Below are 18719 nucleotides of genomic sequence, written 5' to 3' on the forward strand. Positions count from 1 at the left end.
TCGGCGCTGCAGAACGCCGCCTCCATCGCGGCGCTGTTCCTGACCACCGAGGCCGTCATCGCCGAGAAGCCGGAGAAGAACCCGGCCGCCCCGGCCGGCGGGGAGATGGACTTCTGATGCGCGCCTACGGAATCACCTACGACACCGGCTTCACCTCCGCCGGATCCACCACCCACGAGCCGTTCGACCCCGGAACCGTCCGCCGGGAGATGCGGATCATCCACGACGACCTGGGCTGCGACGCCGTACGCATCACCGGAGGCGTCCAAGACCGCCTGGAAACCGCCGCCCAGCACGCCGCGGAGGCGGGCCTGGAGATCTGGTACTCGCCGTTCACCAACGGCCTGACCCAGGACGAACTGCTGGCATTCCTTCTGGACGCGGCCGAGCGAGCCGAACGCCTGCGCCGGGCAGGAGCGCGCGTCGTCCTGCTCACCGGCTCCGAGATCAGCCTGTTCACCAGCGGCTTCCTGCCCGGCGGCACCTTGGAGGAGCGCCTGGGCCTGTTCACCGACCCCGAGCGCATGCGCGCCACCCTCCCAACCCTGCACAGCGCCATCAACGCCTTCTTCAAGGAGGCCGTGGCCGGCGTGCGCGAACGCTTCGGCGGCCAGGTCGGCTACGCCTCGCTCCCCTTCGAAGGAGTCGACTGGACACCGTTCGACATCGTCGCGACCGACGCCGGATACCGCGACGCGACCACGCCGCCCGGCTGGCTGGAAGGCCTGCGGGCGCAGGTCGCCCAGGGCAAGCCGTTCGCCGTCACCGAGTTCGGCTGCGCCACCCACCGGGGAGCGGCCGCGCTGGGCGGCCGCGGCGACTCCATCGTCGAGTACGACGATCACGCTCGCCCCAGCCTGCGCACCCAGGTCACCAGAGACGAGGAAGAGCAGACCCGGTACGTGCTGGAACTTCTCACCATTTACCAGGAAGCGGGGGTGGACGCGGCGTTCGTCAACACCTTCGCCAACCGGCACCTGCCCCACTCCGACGACCCGGAGCGCGACCTCGACACCGCCGCCTTCGGCGTCGTCAAGATCCTGGAGTCCGGCGGTACGGGCGCCGCCTACCCAGGACTCCCATGGGAACCCAAGTCCGCCTTCCACGCCCTGGCCGGCTACGGCCGCGTACGACATAGAGCTTGAGACGCGAGTGAGGGCCCGCCCCTCACAGGCGGACCCTCACGGGAGTGCTATCAGTGCTCGACGGGGTTGTCCGCTCGGGCAGGCAGGATCAGGGCGGTGATGACCACGGCCACGGAGAGCACCGCACCGATGATGAAGGCCAGCCGCATGCCATCGAGAAGAGCGACGTTCTCCGCGATCCCTCCGGCCTTCAGCGAATCGGCCCGCGCACTCATCACGGTGACCACCAGCGCGGTACCGATCGCTGCCGACACCTGCTGCAACGTGCTCAGAATCGAACTGCCGTGGGAGTACAGATCGGAGGGAACCGCGCCCAGCCCCAGCGTGAACACCGGAGTGAACGTGGCGGCCAGGCTCACCATGAGCAGAGCGTGCAGTCCAAGAATCTGCCAGTACGGCATGGTCATGGTGACCTGAGTGAACCCGACCAGCGCCAGCATGATCCCGACAGCGCCAGGAATGACCAGCACCCGCCCGCCGAACTTGTCGAACAGCCGCCCGACGGTCGGACCGAGCAACCCCATGGCGAGACCACCGGGCATCACGAGAAGCCCGGTCTCCAGAGGGCTGAGCCCGCGGATGGTCTGCAGATACAGCGGCAGCAGGATCATCGAGCCGAGCATCGACATGAAGGCGACCGACATCAGAATCAGCGCGACGGTGTACGTGCGGTGGCGCAGCGTACGCAGGTCCATCAGCGGCACACCGCGCTTCTGCAGCGACATCTGACGAAGAACGAAAGCCCCGATCAGGAGCAGCCCGACGCCCACGATCGCGGCGGCGGTCCCCGGGGAGCCGCTCTCGAACCGGCTGAGCCCGTAGACGAACCCGCCGAACCCGGCGGCGGCGGTCACCACACTCAGCCAGTCGATCGTGCTGAACTTCGGCTCCCCGACGTTCTTGAGCTGCTTCAGCCCGCCCCAAGTGATCAGCGCCGCGATGGGAAGCACGACGATGAAGAGCATCCGCCACGTCCCGAACTGAAGGATCAGACCCGACACGGCCGGACCCATGGCGGGCGCGACCGAGATGGCGAGGGAAAGATTTCCCATCACCCGGCCCCGGTCGGAAGGGGGCACGACCTGCATCAGCGTGGTCATCAGCAGCGGCATCATCACCGCGGTGCCGGACGCCTGGATGATCCGGGCACCCAGCAGCACCTCGAACGTCGGCGCGGCGGCGGCCAACGCGGTGCCGAGCAGGAACAAGCCCATCGCGGTGGTGTACGCACTGCGCGTGGACACGCGCTGCAGGAACCATCCGGTGATCGGGATAACCGCGGCCATGGTCAACATAAAGGCGGTCGAGAGCCATTGGGCGGTCTGCTCAGTGATGTGCAGAGCCTCCATGAGCTGCGGGATCGCATTGATCATGATCGTCTCATTGAGGATGACCACGAACGTGGCGAGCACCAGCAGCCGGATCACGGCCGGGGTACGACCTGCGACGACGCCGGTCGTGGGCTTGGCGGGTGAGTCGAGCTGTGGACTGGACACGGAACCTCGATCTTGATTGTCGGTAATGACGTGGTCACGGCTGGCATCCCAGCCTTGGGTCTCACAAGAAGTTGTGGTCATGCAAAGACTGACCGGCACCACCGACAAAACTCATCGCCCCCGCTCAACATTCCGGGAAGAGACATGAAATGTCACCCGGTTTTTCATCCGGAAGACGATCACCAAATCACCCGGTTAGCCCCCCACATCGCCTCCTGACCAGCACGAACACCCGCCGGAGGCTCTCGTGGGGCCACGCGGCCGTGTTCTCTCGACACCTGAGACCCCCTTCGGCGAAGAACCCGCGATGGCGTGTCAGCGGCCGCGTCAGGACGGCGACCACCCGGTATCAGGGCACTTGGCGATGCTTTGAAGCACCGCAAGACGCACAGATCCGAAGGAGCACACCATGTCCGTCACCCTCACCGACCAGAACAAGGCCACCCTGCGCACCGCCGCCTACGGCGCTGTCTCGCTGATCTCCGCCGCGGACGTCGCCGGCTCGCCCCACAAGGCCGCCACTCAGGGCTCCATCGCCCTGGCCTCCGCGACCGGCATGATCGGGCACGTCCTCGCCGCGAAGAGCAAGGACATCAACGTGAGCGGCAAGTCGGTCGCCGAACTGGCCGACCAGGTGCTGCCCGCCCTGACGGCGGCCGTCGCCCTGCTCAAGCAGCAGGACCCGGCCGAGGCCGCCAATTACCGCGACACCGTGATCGTCGCCATCGAGGCGGCCGCCCGTACCCACCAGGCCCAGCCCAGCCCCACCGTCGCCGACATGATCCGCAAGATCACCGAAGCCCTCGACGCCGCCTGACCCGACATAACAGATTCGAAGGAGTAGACCACCATGACCACCACCCACGAGACCCGCCCCGAACTGCAGAAGGCCATCCAGGGGTTCGTCGACGCCGGCCTGGCCGCCGGAGTACAACTGCGAGTGAACGACGAGCAGGGAGAATGGGTCGGCACCGCCGGAGTGCGCGAACTCGGCCAGCCCGCCAAGCCGGCGACGGACGGACTGTTCCGGATCGGCAGCACCACCAAGACCTTCACCGCGACCCTGGTCCTGCAACTGGTGGCCGAGGGCCGAATCACACTGGACACCCCGGTAGATGACCACCTGCCCGAATACGGGCTGGACCGGCGCATCACGGTCCGGATGCTGCTGCAGCACACCAGCGGCGTGTTCAACTTCACCGGCGAGTACTACCCCGACGGCACGTTCGGGCCGGGAATCCCCGGCCTGGGCAAGGAATGGGTGGTCGACAACCGGTCCCGCACCTACAAGCCGGATGAGCTGGTACGGCTGGCGCTGTCCAAGCCGGCCCGGTTCGAGCCGGGAACCGCCTGGAGCTACTCCAACACCAACTACGTGCTGGCCAGACTCCTGGTCGAGAAGATCACCGGCGGCACGTTCGCGGAGGAGATGGAGGCACGGATCCTGCACCCGCTAGGCCTGTCAGGCACAGTGCTGCCGGAGGCCTCCCCGGACATCCCCGAGCCGCACGCCCACGGCTACTACCGCTACCAGGACGGCGAAGAGTGGAAGACCGCCGACACCACCAGCTTCAACCCCTCCTGGATCTCCGCCGCCGGTGACATGATCTCGACCACCAAGGACCTCCACACGTTCTTCTCCGCCCTGAACTCCGGCAAGCTCATCCCCACCCCGCTCCTGGCCGAGATGCGCAAGCCCGACCCCACGATCGGCTACGGCCTGGGGATATTCGTCGAGAACACCGAGAACGGCGCCACCCTCCTCCACCACAACGGCGGCTTCTGGGGCTGGGCCGCGCTCATGTACAGCACCCCCGACGGCAGCAAGACCATGACCGCCTCGCTGACCACCGGCGAAGCCGAACTCGACATGGTCGCCATGTCCGTGGAATTCGAGAAGGTGAAGCAGCAGCTCGTCAAGGTGGTGTTCGGTGACGAGCAGCCCGAGCCCACCAAGTAACACACCGAACGCCGGTCAAGACACCGGCAGAGCGCCGTCGGCCAGGGCACCTCACCCGCCCTGGCCGACGGCGCTGCCGGTGCCGAGAGAAGCCCCAGGTACGTTCGTCGACGGTTCCGCCGTGGCAGGCGCGCGTACCCGATGAGCCGGGGCAAGCGGACCAATAGCATCGGGGTACGCAAGCCGGACCAGAGCGCGAAGCCACAGGCCGGGAAGCGCCAGCCGTACCGGGACGATCACCTATGCCCCCGGGCTGATCGCGCAGGACTACGGCAGCACAACGGCGGTTCCCGCACGGCTACGGAGCACCGAGATACAGCTCACCCGACGGCAAGACGACCCTGACCACCTCGGTGAACCACGCGGACGACACGGCATGGTCCCTGATGGTGAAGTTCCAGCAGCGCTGGGCCGGCTGGCTCGGCCCAGCCACACAGAAGTTCAAGCGGGTCAGTTCGGTCCGAGGTGCCCGCCCCACCCGCGGGGCCAACGTTTCCGCAACCGTGCCGCTCGGAAGGCGAAATCCACATTGAGCTGGGCGAGGGCCTGATCTAACACCCTGCAAAGCACAAAGTCCTGGCCGCAAGTTCGCACGACCAGGACTCCAAAGCCAACGGTATGTGTCCGAGGGGGGACTTGAACCCCCATGCCCCGCAAAGGGCACTAGCACCTCAAGCTAGCGCGTCTGCCTATTCCGCCACCCGGACTTGGTGCCTGCACGCGGGACCGTCATCCCGCGTCGGCGAGAGAAAGGTTAGCAAACTCTAGGGGGTGCGTCATACCTGGTTTCCGCGCCGGCCCGACGAACAGTGTCGGGACGCCCCGACGGCAAGAGGAAAGCGTGCCCAATCAGCGGGTACAGGCTGGTTTGGGGCGTGGGTTCTTGACCTCTTCCTGGATCTCTGCTGAAAAGTCCTTGCGACAACGTTGGGTGCTGCTACGGTTACGGACCGTTGAGGGGTGAGTCCATGGACCGGCCTCACCTGGTGGGGTCGGTTCTGGAGCTTTGGGAGGTCACGTGGCACGCACGCCGGTGCAGCAGCTGAGGGCGATGGCCCTCGTTGCGCGGCGTGTGCGCGTGGCCGTTCCCACGGAGGGCGCGATCACTGATCGGCAGGACCGGATGGCGCGGTTCGCGGCCGGCGCCGGTCAGGTCATCGCCCGGGCAGTCGCGGTTGGGGCCCTGGTGGCCGCCGGCTGGCTGCTCGCTCTTCTCTTCGGGATGCTCACCGCCGCTCCCGCGGCGGCCGACACCTCTCACTCCATGGTCGCCGCCGGGCCCGTCACGGGCGATTTCCCCACGGCGGGCGACGCCGTCTCGGTCACGGACAACGCCGAGGCGATGGCAGGCCTGAAGGTCGACGGGCTGACCAGCCAGTCGACCCCGGGCATGCCCGATCCATCCACCGCGTCCAAAAACCTGGGCGCCAATGGGCTGGCCCCCAATGGCGGTGGCAGTGGCCCCTTCGGGTCGAGCATGGGGGACGTCGCGAGGTCGGTGTTCGACCCGCGGCTCCTGGCACAGCGCGCCCCCCTGGCGTGCGTGCTGCCCCCCGTCGTCCGCACAGCGGCGGACGACCCTTCTTTCTCACCTGACTGATCTAACGCGTCATCGGCCGGCCCTGGTCTAAGGCCCGGCGGCGGAGCGTGGGCGAATCCTGAACCCCTCCGCGAGCGAGTCAGTCAGTCCCAGGTTCGCGTACCCCGTGATCTTCGCTGAGCGGCGCCCCATCCAGAGGGCGCGCACGGTCTCGGGCTGCCCGCGAACTGTCAGGTAATCCCCCCAAGAACCACTAGGAGCATTCATTATGCGTACGTGGGCAAAGGCATCGGCCCCGGCGGCTCTGCTCGCCGTAGCGGTCATGTCCTTCGGCGGCGGTACGGCTGTCGCCGACACCTCGGGCAACTCATCGGTCGGTGGCGGGAACCAGGTCAACCTGCCCGTCTCCCTGCCGATCGACATCAGCGGCAACGCCGTCGGCGCGGCCGGCGAGTCCAGCGCCACCTCGCAGGGCGGCGCCTCGGTCGAGAACACCGGCAAGGGCGGCATCCCCGGCAAGACATCCGGCAACAGCAGCGTGCTGGGCGGCAACCAGGTCAACGCGCCGATCAGCGCGCCGGTCAACGCCTGTGGCAACGCGGTCTCGCTGTTCGGCAGTTCCGACGCGGGCTGCAAGGGCGGCGCGACCGTCAAGAACTCCGGCAAGGGCGGCGCGGGCGGCAACAAGACCTCCGGTGACAGCAGCCTTCTGGGCGGCAACCAGGTCACCGCGCCCATCAGCGCCCCGATCAACGCCTGCGGCAACGCGCTGGCGATCTTCGGCGACGCGACCGCGGGCTGCAAGGGCGGCTCGTCCGTCAAGAACACCGGTGTCGGCGCCGGTGGCAACACCACCTCGGGCCGGAGTTCGGCGCTCGGCGGCAACCAGGTGATCGCGCCCATCAGCGGCCCGATCAACATCTGCGGCAACGCGATCGCCGTCTTCGGCCAGGCGTTCGCCGGCTGCAAGGGCGGCTCGTCGGTCACCAACGGCGGTGGCAAGCCCGGTCACGGATACCACTCCGCGCACGGCAGGGGCTCCAGCGGCAACGACACCGACGGGCGCTTCGGCGCCGGCAGCGGCAACCAGGTCGTCGCGCCGGTCAGTCTGCCCATCACGGCCTGCGGCAACGCGGTCGGCAACGCCCCGGCCGGTTGCAAGGGCGGCAGCACCGTCGAGAACACCGCCGCGGGCAGTGGGGCGGGCGGCAACACCACTTCAGGGCGTTCCGGGGTGCTCTCCGGCAACCAGGTGATCGCGCCGATCACCGCTCCCATCAACGTCTGCGGCAACGCCGTGGCAGCGTTCGGCCAGGCCTTCGCCGGGTGCAAGGGCGGCGTTTCGGTGAAGAACGGCGGCAAGGGCGCCGGCGGCAACACCACCTCTGGCAAGTCGGGTGTCGGCTCGGGCAACCAGGTCGTGGCACCGATCACCGCTCCGATCAACGCCTGTGGCAACGCGGTGGCCGCGCTCGGCCTGGCCGAGGCCCACTGCAAGGGCGGCGCCAGCGTCAACCCGCACAACGGCATCGGCGGCGGTGGCAACACCACCTCAGGCCAGTCGGGTGTGCTCGCCGGCAACCAGGTGATCGCGCCGATCACCGCTCCTGTCAACGTCTGCGGCAACGCGGTGGCCGTCCTGGGTGACGCCGCCGCCGGGTGCCTCGGCGGCTCGCACGTCGGCAAGCCGGTCGAAGAGGGCCACGGGTACGACCACTACGCGCGTCCCCGTTCGGGAAGCGTCGCCAAGAGCAGCGGCCTGCTGCCCGCACTGCCCCTTCCGGCTCTGGCCAGCCTGAAGGACGCGGGGAACGTGACCCAGCAGATGCGCTCCGGCGGCCTGCCCCCGCTGCCCGTCGTCGGCGACGTGACCCAGACCCTGGGCCTGCCCGCGCTTCCCGGCCTGCCCGGTCTGCCCGGCCAGCCGGCCACCCCTGCCACGCAGGGCAAGACCAACCTGCCGGTGAAGACCAAGAACCACACCGCCTCCCCCAGCCCGCTGTCGGCCCTCGGCCCGGTGGGCGGGCTGGCCTCCGCGACTCCGGTCGGCGGCGCGGTGGCCTCCACCGCGGGCTCGCTGCCCGTCGGCGACCTGGGCCTGATGAGCGCGGCTCAGCCCGCGGGCGTCACGGGGATGAACTCCACCTCGTTGTTCGCGCTGGTGCTCGGGGCGATGTTCGCCGCGTCCACGACGCTGTTCGCGACCACCCGCCGGCTCCGGCTCGGCAGGAAGTAGTCCAGGTACGGCTCTCGCTCACAGCCTGTGAGTAAGTAGCGTGAGACGCTTTGCCCGTTCTGGGGGGCGCGGCCCCGGGACGGGCAAAGCCATGTCCAGAAGCGGTCAACAATTAGAGGGTGCGGCGAACTCGTATGATCTTGCGGCGCAGCCGTACCCGACGGCTTCCATCGGGATACACGCGCACGAGTGACAGTTCCCACTGGCCGTACTCGGCGTGTTCGGTGAGCAGTTGACGTGCGGCTTCTCGGGAGGTGTCGCGTGGAATGAAGATATCCATGTAGGAGTAGTCGGGCACAACGATTAGTCTCCAGGGTGAGTCAGGGCGCGAGGCTGCTCGGTGGGCCTTATTCTGCGTCCTTGTGGGTGGACCCGGAAGGTTGTGGGTAGCCCGGGGGAAGGAAAAAACCCGCAATCCGGGTTACCTTGCAGATCTGTGCCGGACTCCGGCAGGGGGAAGCGCGAACGAACAGCGAGGTAGGAAGCAGCGTGCCAGCCAACAACGGCGCCGGCGGAACACGCCTGGTGATCGTCGAGTCGCCCGCCAAGGCGAAGACGATTGAGAAGTATCTGGGGCGTGGCTACGTCGTCGAGTCCAGCATCGGCCACATCCGTGACCTGCCGGAGCGGGCCGACGACATCCCCGAGAAGTACAAGGGGGAGTCGTGGGCTCGGCTCGGCGTGAACGTGGAGCACGAGTTCGAGCCGCTGTACGTCGTCAACGCCGACAAACGAGCCCAGGTCACCAAGCTCCGGCAGCTCCTGAAGGACGCCGACGAGCTCTACCTCGCAACTGACGAGGACCGCGAGGGCGAGGCCATCGCGTGGCACCTGCAGGAGGTGCTGAAGCCCAAGGTGCCGGTGCACCGCATGGTCTTCCACGAGATCACCAAGCAGGCGATCCAGGAAGCCGTCGCGAACCCGCGCACGCTCAACCTGCGCCTGGTCGACGCCCAGGAGACGCGCCGCATCCTCGACCGCCTCTACGGCTACGAGGTCAGCCCGGTCCTGTGGAAGAAGGTCAAGCCGCGCCTGTCCGCCGGCCGCGTGCAGTCGGTCGCGACCCGGCTGGTCGTGGAGCGCGAGCGGGACCGGATGGCGTTCACCGTCGCCAACTACTGGGACCTTTCCGCCCTTTTCGACACCGGGAAGGCCGAGGAGCGGCCGCGTGACTTCACCGCCACGCTGTCGACGGTCGACGGCAAGCGGGTCGCGCAGGGCCGCGACTTCGCCTCCACCGGCCAGCTGAAGACGGCCGGCGTGCTCCACCTGTCCGAGGCGGCCGCCGGTGAACTGGCCGGGCGTTTGCGCGCCTCGTCGTTCCGGGTCAAGTCGGTCGAGCGCAAGCCGTACACGCGCAAGCCTTATGCGCCCTTCAGGACGACCACATTGCAGCAGGAGGCCAGCCGCAAGCTGGGCTTCAGCTCGAAGCACACGATGCAGGTCGCGCAGCGTCTGTACGAAGAGGGCTACATCACCTATATGCGTACCGACAGCATCACGCTGTCGGAGACGGCCATCGCCGCCGCGCGCTCTCAGGCCATCAAGCTGTACGGCGCCGCCTACGTGCCCGACAAGCCGCGGGCATATGCCAGCAAGGTGAAGAACGCGCAGGAGGCGCACGAGGCGATCCGCCCGTCGGGTGAGGAGTTCCGCACTCCTGGCGAGACCGGGCTGAGCGGCGACAAGTTCCGCCTTTACGAACTGATCTGGCAGCGGACCATCTCCTCGCAGATGAAGGACGCGGTCGGCGAGTCGGTCACGGTGAAGGTGGCGGGCGCGTCGTCGGCGGGTGAAGAGGTCGAGTTCAGCGCCTCCGGCCGCACGATCACCTTCCACGGCTTCCTCAAGGCCTACGTCGAGGGCGCGGACGACCCGTCGACCGACCGCGACGACTCCGAGAAGCGCCTGCCCAACCTGGCGGAGGGCGACGCGCTGGACCTGAGCAGGCTCGACGTGGCCGCGCACGCGACCAAGCCGCCCGCCCGTTACACGGAAGCCACGCTGATCAAGGAGCTGGAGGATCGGGAGATCGGGCGTCCTTCGACGTACTCCTCGATCATCGGAACGATCCTCGACCGCGGCTACGTGTTCAAGAAGGGCACGGCGCTGGTGCCGTCGTTCCTGGCCTTCGCCGTGGTCAACCTGCTGGAGCAGCATTTCGGCAACCTGGTCGACTACGACTTCACGGCCGAGATGGAGAAGGTCCTCGACGACATCGCCAACGACCGCGCCGAGCGGGTGCCCGAGCTGCAGCGCTTCTACTACGGCGGCGACGGCGACGAGGGTCTGAAGGAGATGGTCACCGACCTCGGCGAGATCGACGCCAAGGAGATCAGCTCCTTCGCGATCCGGGACAGCGACATCGTCCTGCGGGTCGGCCGATATGGCCCGTACCTGGACAGGGAGGGTTCGCGGATCAACGTTCCGGAGGACATGACGCCGGACGAGCTGACCGCGGAGAAGGCCGAGGAGCTCTTCTCGCGGCCGACCGGCGACCGTGAGCTCGGACACGACCCGGCGACGGGGAACATGATCGTGGCCAAGGACGGGCGGTTCGGCCCGTATGTCACGGAGGTTCTGCCCGCTCCGGCCGAGGACGAAGCGCCCAAGAAGCGGACGAAGAAGGCGGATGCCGCCAAGCCGCGGACGAGTTCGTTGTTCAAGACGATGTCGCTGGACACGATCACGTTCGAGGAGGCGCTCAAGCTCCTGGAGATCCCGCGGCTCGTGGGTGAGCTGGAGGGCGAGCCTGTCGTCGCGCACAACGGCAAGTTCGGGCCCTACCTGAAGAAGGGCACGGACTCGCGCTCGCTGGCCGCGGAGGACGACCTGTTCACGGTCACGATCGAGCAGGCCAAGGAGCTGTTCGCGCAGCCCAAGCAGCGTGGCAGGGGACGCGCCGCGGCCGCGGCGCCGCTGCGTGAGCTGGGCGAGGACCCGCAGTCCAAGAAGCAGATCGTGGTGAAGGAAGGGCGTTTCGGCCCGTACGTCACCGATGGCGAGACCAACGCCTCCCTGCGCAAGGACGACAGCGTGGAGGAGATCACCACGGAGCGGGCGGCGGAACTGCTGGCCGAGCGGCGTGAGCGGGCGCCGGCGCCGAAGAAGAAGACGACCACGACCAGGAAGGCTCCGGCCAAGAAGGCAGCGGCGAAGAAGCCGGCCGCCAAGTCCTGAGAAGGCTCTCAGGCGGCGCCGCGCACGTTGTCGGCGCCGCCTCGTAGCATGACCGCGTGGGATTCGCCGTCATGATGATCGTGGTCGTTCTGGCCGTGCACTACTACCTGTGGCGCAGGCTGGTCCGTTCGACCACCGCGCCCGGCCGCTCGCGCCGGGCGCTCACCTGGACCATGGTCGGCCTGGTCCTGCTCGTGGTGGCGACCTTCATCGGGACCCGCGTGGAGGCGGGGTTGTGGTGGCTGGCCTGGCCGGGCTACATCTGGTTCGCCATGATGTTCTACCTCGTGGTCTTCCTGGTGGTGCTGGAGATCCCGCGGGCCGTGGTGAGCCGGTTGTGGCGGCGGCCTGCCGTACATGAGGTGAAAGAGCCGGTATTGGTCGCGGGCGGGGCGCCGCCCGCGACGGAGCCCGCCGAAGCGCCGCCGCCGTCCGGCGGCGAGGACGTGAGCAGACGCCTGTTCATCGGGCGCGGCACCGCGCTGGTCGCGGGCGTCGCGGCCATGGGCACGGTGGGGTACGGCATGCGTACCGCCCTGGGACCGCCGGTGATCGAGCCGGTCAAGGTCACGCTGCCGAAGCTCGATCCCCGGCTGGGCGGGATGAGGTTCGCGGTAGTCAGCGACATCCACCTGGGGCCGCTGACCGGGATCGGGCACACCGAGCGCATCGTCCGGATGATCAACGAGCTCGAACCCGACGTGGTCGCGATCGTGGGCGACCTGGTGGACGGGACGGTGGCGGAACTGGGGTCGCTGGCGAAGCCATTCCGGAACCTCGAATCCCGATATGGCGCCTATTTCGTGACCGGCAACCACGAGTACTACACGGCCAACGGGCCGAATGAGTGGATCAAGGAGCTCGACGGGCTCGGCGTGCGGTCGCTGCGCAACGAGCGGGTGGAGATCCGGCACCAGGGCGCGGTCCTCGACCTGGCCGGGGTCAACGACATCAACGGCGCGACCATGAACGACGGCCCCGACTTCGATAAGGCGCTCGGCGGGCGGGACGCGGCGCGGCCCACCGTGCTGCTGGCCCACCAGCCGGTGCAGGTCGACCGGGCCAAGGACTACGGCGTGGACCTGCAGTTGTCCGGGCACACGCACGGCGGGCAGATCGTGCCGTTCAACCTGGTGGTGCCGTTCCAGCAGCCGGTGGTGTCGGGGCTGGCGACGGTCGACGGCGTGCAGGTGTACGTCACCAGGGGCGCGGGTTTCTGGGGGCCGCCGGTGCGCGTGGGGGCGCCGCCGGAGATCACTCTGCTGGAGTTGCGCTGACTTCCCCATTCGCCTGACGTCCCGGCCCATCCGGCGTAGTATCCAACCGGATACCGAGGAGGTGGGCGGTTGCGTACGCCTGACGTCAGATTCTGGGCCGAGCGCGGCGGTTTGCTGCTCAAACGGGCCAGACAGACCGCCAGCATGAACCAGACCGTGCTGGCCGACCTGAGTGGCACGTCGCGTACGACGCTGTCCGCCTACGAGCACGGCCGCAAGTCGCCGACGCTGGAGACCGCCGGCCGCATCCTCGACGCGGCCGGCTTCCACCTGACGCTGGAGCCGAAGATCGCGTTCACCGAGCATGAGGGCTCCTTCCACGTGCCCGATCGGCTGCCGCGGCTGCCGGCCGAGCGCGCGCTGGCCACGGTCGACTACCCGGCGGGCCGGCGGCGCGACCTGGCCGACAGAGCCGACCGCGGCGCGGTCTACTCCGCCGTGCTGCGCGAGGGAAGCCCGGCTGACCTGCTGCGCTATGTCGACGGCGTGTTGCTGGTGGAGCTCTGGAGAGAGCTGGAGCTGCCCGAGGCGGTCAGAGCCGCCTGGAACCCCCTGGTGCGCGCGTGCCTGGCCGCATAGCGATGGGGGCCCATTCGGGGTCTGTGCCCTGCACAGGGGCCCCAGGACGTAATACCCTCAGGCGCGAGCAGCCGGGTATATCCGGCTCGTCTCGTGACCTCCCACGCCCGGCGAGCACCTGGATACGCTGACACTATGACCGCCCCTGGCCGACCCAGACCAGCGCATTTGCTGGCTAACGCCCCATTCCGCAAGCTGTGGACGGCCATGTCGGCGTGCAGCCTGGGTGACTGGCTGACCATCCTGGCGCTGACCGCCATCGCGGGAAACCTCTACCAGGGCGACCCGCGCGTGCAGACGCTGGCCATCGGCGGCGTGTTCGTCGCCAAGATCTTGCCGGCGATCCTGCTCGCACCGCTGGCGGGCGCGCTCGCCGGCCGGTTCGACCGCCGGATGACCATGGCCGCGGCCGGCCTCGCGAGGTTCGCGGTGGTGCTGTCGGCCGTGTTCGTCGGCGGCTACCAGTGGCTGATCGTCACGATGGTCCTGGTGGAGTGCGTCAGCCTGCTCTGGACGCCGGCCAAGGACGCGACGCTGTCCAACCTGGTGCCCAGGGAGCGGCTGGAGCCGGCCAACCGGCTCGACCTGCTGGCGACCTACGGCACCGCGCCGCCGGCCGCCCTGCTGTTCGCCGTGCTGTCGGTCGTCGCCGACCTGCTGCGTACCGTGACGCCGTTCTCGCCCGCGACGGGGACGGCAGGGCCGGCGCTGATCATCGCCGCCGCCGCCTACCTCGTGTCCGCGGCGCTCATCTTCACACTCCACGACATCCCCCGGCGTAGCGGGACGATCCCGACGCCGTCGGTGCTCAAGCAGATCGCCGAGGGCCGCCGATCTGTCGGCGGCAACCGGCTGGTCCGCGGGCTGATCATCGGCATGCTCGGCGCCTTCGCCGCCGGCGGCGCCGTGGTGGTCCTGGCGAAGCTGTACGTCAGCAGCCAGCTCGAAGGCGGCGACGCCGCCTACGGCATGGTGTTCTGCGCGGTCTTCACCGGCGTCGCGCTCGGCATGTTCTTCGGGCCGAGGCTGCTGGCGGGACTGTCGCGGCGGCGGCTGTTCGGGCTGTCGATCGTGGTCGCGGGCGTGGCGCTCGTGGCGATCGCGCTCATCCACAACCTGGTGATCGTGGTCATGCTGACCGGGCTGCTGGGCGCGTGCGCGGGCATCTCGTGGATCATCGGCTACACGCTGATCGAACTGGAGGCGGAAGACGCGCTGCGCGGGCGGATCCTGCCGTTCCTGCGGTCGGCGGCGCGGGTGACGCTGCTGCTGGTGGTCCTGGTGGGCGGCGCGCTGGCGGCGGTGTTCGGGGTGCACAAGCTCCCCTTCGCCGGGTACGACTACAACTTCGACGGCGTCAACCTGGTGCTGGTCGTCGGCGGCGTGCTCGTCACCGTCCTCGGCGTCCTGAGCTTCCGCCACCTGGACGACAGGAAGGGCGTCCGGCTGTCGGAGGACCTGGTCGCGGCGGTGCGCGGTGAGCGGTACGCGGCCGGTTCCGACGAGGAGACCCCCGGGCTGTTCCTCGCCTTCGAGGGCGGCGAGGGCTCCGGCAAGACCACGCAGTCCCGGCTCGTCGCGATCTGGCTGCGCGACCAGGGCTACGACGTCGTCCAGACCCGCGAGCCCGGATCCACCAAGGTCGGCATGCGGCTGCGGGCCATCCTGCTCGACGCGGCCGAGCGCGGGCTGTCGGCGCGCTCGGAGGCGCTGCTGTACGCCGCCGACCGGGCCGAACACGTCGAGAAGGTGATCCGTCCGGCGTTGGAGCGGGGCGCCGTGGTGGTCACCGACCGCTACGTCGACTCGTCGCTGGCCTACCAGGGCGCGGGGCGGGAGCTCGATCCGGCCGACGTCTCCAGGGTCAACGCCTGGGCGACCGGCGGGCTGGTGCCGCACCTGACCGTGCTGATCGACACGCCGCCGGAGATCGGGCTGACCCGGCTGGGCGGGGCGGCCGACCGGATCGAGTCGGAGCCGCTGGAGTTCCACGAGCGGGTGCGCAAGGAGTTCCGCGCGCTGGCCTCGGCCGCGCCCGAGCGCTATCTGGTCGTCGACGGCACGTTGAGGCCGGAGGAGATCACCCGTTCGATCCAGGACCGGGTGCGGGAGATCCTGCCCGATCCGGTGCCGCAGGAGTCCGAAGACAACACGGGCACGATGCCTGCCATCCGCGACTAACCTTGCTTCCGTGGGTGTCTTCGATGACCTTGTCGGCCAGGACCAGGCGGTAGCCGTACTTTCGCGGGCCGCCGCTGCCGCGCGCGAGGTCGTCGGCGGCGGGCGGGGCGCGGGCATGACGCACGCGTGGTTGTTCACCGGCCCGCCGGGCTCCGGGCGTGAGGACGCCGCGCGGGCCTTCGCCGCCGCGCTGCTGTGCCCGGACGGCGGATGCGGCCACTGCGACCAGTGCCATCAGGTGATGATCGGGTCGCATCCCGACCTCGAATCGGTGCGTCCTCAAGGGCTGTCCTACGGCGTGAAGCAGACCCGCGAACTCATTCTGCGGGCCGCGGGCGCGCCGACGCAGGGGCGGTGGCGGGTGATCCTCTTCGAGGACGCCGACCGGGCCACGGAATCGGCCCAGAACGCGGTGCTGAAGGCCATCGAGGAGCCGCCGCCGCGTACCGTGTGGCTGCTGTGCGCGCCCGCGCCGGACGACATGATGATCACCATCAGGTCGCGCTGCCGCGTGATCACGCTGACCACGCCGGGTACGGAGGCGGTCGCGCACGTACTGGCGACGCGCGACAGCGTGCCTGCGCCGATGGCGCGGTTCGCGGCGCGGGCCGCGCAGGGGCATGTCAGCCGGGCGCGGTCGCTGGCGCTGGATGAGGGGGCGCGGTCGCGGCGGGAGGCGGTGCTGGCGATTCCCCGGTCGCTGACGGGGGTCGGGGAGTGCATCACCGCTGCGGAACGCCTGGTCAAGGCGGCCGAGGAGGAGGCCGCTGCGGCCACGGTGGCGCTCAATGAGACGGAGACGTCAGAACTGCGCAAGTTGTACGGCGAGGGGTCGACGGGGAAAGGCCTCAATCGCGGGCTGGTGCGCGGGGGCGCGGGGGCGCTGAAGGAGCTGGAGGACCGGCAGAAGTCACGGGCCACGCGGATCAAGCGGGACTCGCTGGACTCGGCGTTGCTGGAGCTCGTGTCGTTCTACCGGGACGTGCTGGCGATGCAGTTCGGGGCGGGGGTGGAGCTGGCCAACGACGATCTGCGGTTTGACCTGGATCAGGTGGCTCGGGGGGGTACACCGGAGGAGACGCTGCGGCGGATCGAGGCGATCATGGTGTGCCGGGAGCGTCTGGAGGCCAGCGTCAATCCACAGATCGCGGTGGAAGCGCTGATGCTGTCCCTGCGCGGCTGAGCGCTGCTTTTCTCTGCGGGTTCTTTCGCTGCCTTTCGTTACGGCAAGCCGCCCCCACGCCACCCGCCGACATCGGCGGGCGTGTCGTGGGGGTCGCTTCTCACGTCGGACGTGGCACTCGCCGTAACGGCCCGCGCGAACACGAGGTAGGGGTACTCCGGCGAGGCGGGAAGATATCGCGGTGACCGAAGCAGCAGACGGGCTTCACAGGCGTCTCTGTGATGTGGAAGTCGAACTGCTCACCCATGGAGAACCCCTGACGCGGCAGCATGTCGACGTCGCGGCCATCTTCGCCGAGCATCAGCTGGGCCTGGTCCGGCTGGCGCTGCTCATGCTCGGCGATCGGGCCAGCGCCGAGGACGTGGTTCAGGAGGCGTTCGCGCGTACCCATGCCGGCAGGGGCAGGCTGCGAGATCCGGATAAGGCGCTGGCCTACGTGCGTTCGGCGGTGCTCAACGGGTGCCGGTCGGTGCTGCGGCGGCGGACGACGGTGTTCCGGCGCGCCCTGCCGTACGATCCGCCGGTCTGGTCGGCGGAGAGCGCGGCGCTGGTCGGTGAGGAGCGCCGTGAGGTGCTGCTCGCGCTCCAGCGCCTGCCGCGCAGGCAGCGAGAGGCGCTGACGCTGCGCTACTACTTCGACCTCTCCGATCCGGAGATCGCCGAGACCATGGGGATCAGCGGCGGCACCGCTCGATCCACGATCGCCCGGGGGCTCGCCGCCCTCGCCAAGCAGTTGGGGGAGGGGTCATGAACAGCCCTGTGGAAGAACGTCTGCGTCAGGCCCTGTCCGAGGCGGGGGCCGCCATCGACCCGGAGACCCTGCGCCCGCTGCGTCCGGTCGCCCGACGGCGCTGGGCTGACCTGCGGTGGATCGGGGTGAGCTGGGCGCGGGTGCGGTTGCTGATCCCGCGGGCGAGCCGCCGATGGGTGACCGTGGCCTCGGTCATGGTGGCGGCCGGTGTGATGACGGGGGTCATGGTCACCTCGCCCTCCGGAGGCACTCAGAGCACCGCCGCCGCGGTGCTGCCGCCGAACAGCGACATGGCCGACCTGTCCGTCTTCCTGTGTCACGGGGAGAACCCGACGCTGCCGTCCTGCGAGGGTGAGGCCATCACGAAGGATCAGCGCCTGGCTGTCCAACGGGCGCTGCTGAAGGCTCCCTGGGTGGAGACCTTGGTATTCGAAGACCAGAGACAGGCGTTCAAGAACTTCCAGGCCGATGACCTCATCTCCGAGAGCGTCAAGAAGGCTGTTCGTGAACGGGACCTGCCGGAGTCGTTCCGGGTGAAGATCAGTCCCGGGGCGGACTACCAGTCGTTGATCGCCGAGGTCAAGGCCATGCCTGGCGTCGCGCAGGTGGTGGACTCCAGCATGATTCGGCGGCGGTTGTCCGTGGGGCTGCCGGAGGGCTGGCCGCGGGAGCGCACGATCTCGGTCTTCATGTGCCGACGCGACGGATCCAGCCCGCCGTGTGAAGGCGGGCAGTCCGCGGGCAAGCCTTCCGTACTCGACCTCCGGGCAGTGTCTGAGCAGGTGAAGGCCGCGCACGACGCGCTCCGTTCGCTGCCCGAGGTGGCGGACACTCTCATCGAGACTCGGGAGATGGCTTGGAAGGCTCAGCGGAGCATCGGCGCCACCGCGGGCCAGACACCTGAGGACATGACCGAGTCCATCCGGCTTCTGCTTCACCCGGATGCTGATCATGCGCGCGTCATCAAGGTGATCGAGTCCCTGCCCGGCGTGGAGCGGGTAGTGGAGTCACCGTGCCCCGCATCGACCTCGTGCTGACCACGGCCCACTCCTGAGTGGGCACTGGACCTTGGGCTCACCACAGTCCCCGTGCGCGAGGGGATCTTGGGTGGGGTGGGGAAAGTAGTGCTAGTGACTCTCACGTTTGGGCGGCTCGCGCACGTAGTGTGGCAATGGTAGGCACCCCCGAGGC

14 protein-coding genes and 1 tRNA gene are annotated in these 18719 nt (G+C 68.8%); 12 read left to right on the forward strand and 3 right to left on the reverse strand.

The features are described from left to right. Nucleotides 1–116 precede the first annotated feature (116 nt). Nucleotides 117–1145, forward strand: a complete 1029-nt coding sequence (locus ACIBKY_RS44630; protein ID WP_397106958.1) for a hypothetical protein — start codon at nt 117–119, stop codon at nt 1143–1145. 50 nt (nt 1146–1195) lie between these two features. Here ACIBKY_RS44630 and ACIBKY_RS44635 read toward each other — a convergent pair whose 3' ends face one another. Next, complete coding sequence (locus tag ACIBKY_RS44635; RefSeq protein ID WP_397106960.1) at nt 1196–2722, reverse strand: MDR family MFS transporter; 1527 nt, start codon at nt 2720–2722, stop codon at nt 1196–1198. A gap of 328 nt (nt 2723–3050) precedes the next feature. Between ACIBKY_RS44635 and ACIBKY_RS44640 the strand changes: the two genes are divergently transcribed. Beyond that, complete coding sequence (locus ACIBKY_RS44640; RefSeq protein WP_397106962.1) at nt 3051–3458, forward strand: hypothetical protein; 408 nt, start codon at nt 3051–3053, stop codon at nt 3456–3458. Nucleotides 3459–3491: 33 nt separating this feature from the next. Then, nucleotides 3492–4601 (forward strand): serine hydrolase domain-containing protein, encoded by a 1110-nt coding sequence (locus ACIBKY_RS44645; protein WP_397106964.1) that lies wholly within the window; start codon nt 3492–3494, stop codon nt 4599–4601. Nucleotides 4602–5222: 621 nt separating this feature from the next. On the opposite strand, the gene ACIBKY_RS44650 is transcribed toward ACIBKY_RS44645, so the two are convergent. Then, nucleotides 5223–5308 (reverse strand) — tRNA-Leu (locus ACIBKY_RS44650). Nucleotides 5309–5619: 311 nt separating this feature from the next. Here ACIBKY_RS44650 and ACIBKY_RS44655 point away from each other — a divergent pair. Beyond that, nucleotides 5620–6201: a hypothetical protein gene (locus ACIBKY_RS44655; RefSeq protein ID WP_397106966.1), complete on the forward strand. Its 582-nt coding sequence runs from the start codon at nt 5620–5622 to the stop codon at nt 6199–6201. Nucleotides 6202–6409: 208 nt separating this feature from the next. Beyond that, nucleotides 6410–8377: a chaplin family protein gene (locus tag ACIBKY_RS44660; RefSeq protein WP_397106968.1), complete on the forward strand. Its 1968-nt coding sequence runs from the start codon at nt 6410–6412 to the stop codon at nt 8375–8377. A 112-nt stretch (nt 8378–8489) separates the two neighbouring features. On the opposite strand, the gene ACIBKY_RS44665 is transcribed toward ACIBKY_RS44660, so the two are convergent. Then, on the reverse strand, nt 8490–8675 hold the full coding sequence (locus ACIBKY_RS44665) for a DUF5703 family protein (RefSeq protein WP_184971456.1): 186 nt from the start codon (nt 8673–8675) through the stop codon (nt 8490–8492). Between the two features lie 191 nt (nt 8676–8866). On the opposite strand from ACIBKY_RS44665, the gene topA reads away from it, so the two are divergent. The 7 genes from topA to ACIBKY_RS44700 all read left to right on the forward strand — a co-directional run bounded on the left by topA (nt 8867) and on the right by ACIBKY_RS44700 (nt 18565). Then, the gene (topA, locus tag ACIBKY_RS44670; RefSeq protein WP_397106970.1) at nt 8867–11557 is read left to right on the forward strand and encodes a type I DNA topoisomerase; all 2691 of its coding nucleotides are present in this window, start codon (nt 8867–8869) and stop codon (nt 11555–11557) included. Nucleotides 11558–11613: 56 nt separating this feature from the next. Further along, complete coding sequence (locus tag ACIBKY_RS44675; RefSeq protein ID WP_397106972.1) at nt 11614–12834, forward strand: metallophosphoesterase; 1221 nt, start codon at nt 11614–11616, stop codon at nt 12832–12834. A 69-nt stretch (nt 12835–12903) separates the two neighbouring features. Then, a complete protein-coding gene (locus ACIBKY_RS44680) occupies nt 12904–13413 on the forward strand; it encodes a helix-turn-helix transcriptional regulator (protein WP_397106974.1) in 510 nt (169 codons plus the stop codon). Between the two features lie 135 nt (nt 13414–13548). Continuing rightward, nucleotides 13549–15594 (forward strand): dTMP kinase, encoded by a 2046-nt coding sequence (gene tmk / locus ACIBKY_RS44685; protein WP_397106976.1) that lies wholly within the window; start codon nt 13549–13551, stop codon nt 15592–15594. A 10-nt stretch (nt 15595–15604) separates the two neighbouring features. Beyond that, nucleotides 15605–16777: a DNA polymerase III subunit delta' gene (locus ACIBKY_RS44690; protein ID WP_397106978.1), complete on the forward strand. Its 1173-nt coding sequence runs from the start codon at nt 15605–15607 to the stop codon at nt 16775–16777. Between the two features lie 223 nt (nt 16778–17000). Continuing rightward, nucleotides 17001–17528: a SigE family RNA polymerase sigma factor gene (locus ACIBKY_RS44695; protein ID WP_397106980.1), complete on the forward strand. Its 528-nt coding sequence runs from the start codon at nt 17001–17003 to the stop codon at nt 17526–17528. 140 nt (nt 17529–17668) lie between these two features. Continuing rightward, nucleotides 17669–18565: a permease-like cell division protein FtsX gene (locus ACIBKY_RS44700; protein WP_397106981.1), complete on the forward strand. Its 897-nt coding sequence runs from the start codon at nt 17669–17671 to the stop codon at nt 18563–18565. Nucleotides 18566–18719 lie beyond the last annotated feature (154 nt).

The organism is Nonomuraea sp. NPDC050394, from assembly GCF_044459065.1.
In the GTDB taxonomy this organism is placed as follows: Bacteria; Actinomycetota; Actinomycetes; order Streptosporangiales; family Streptosporangiaceae; genus Nonomuraea.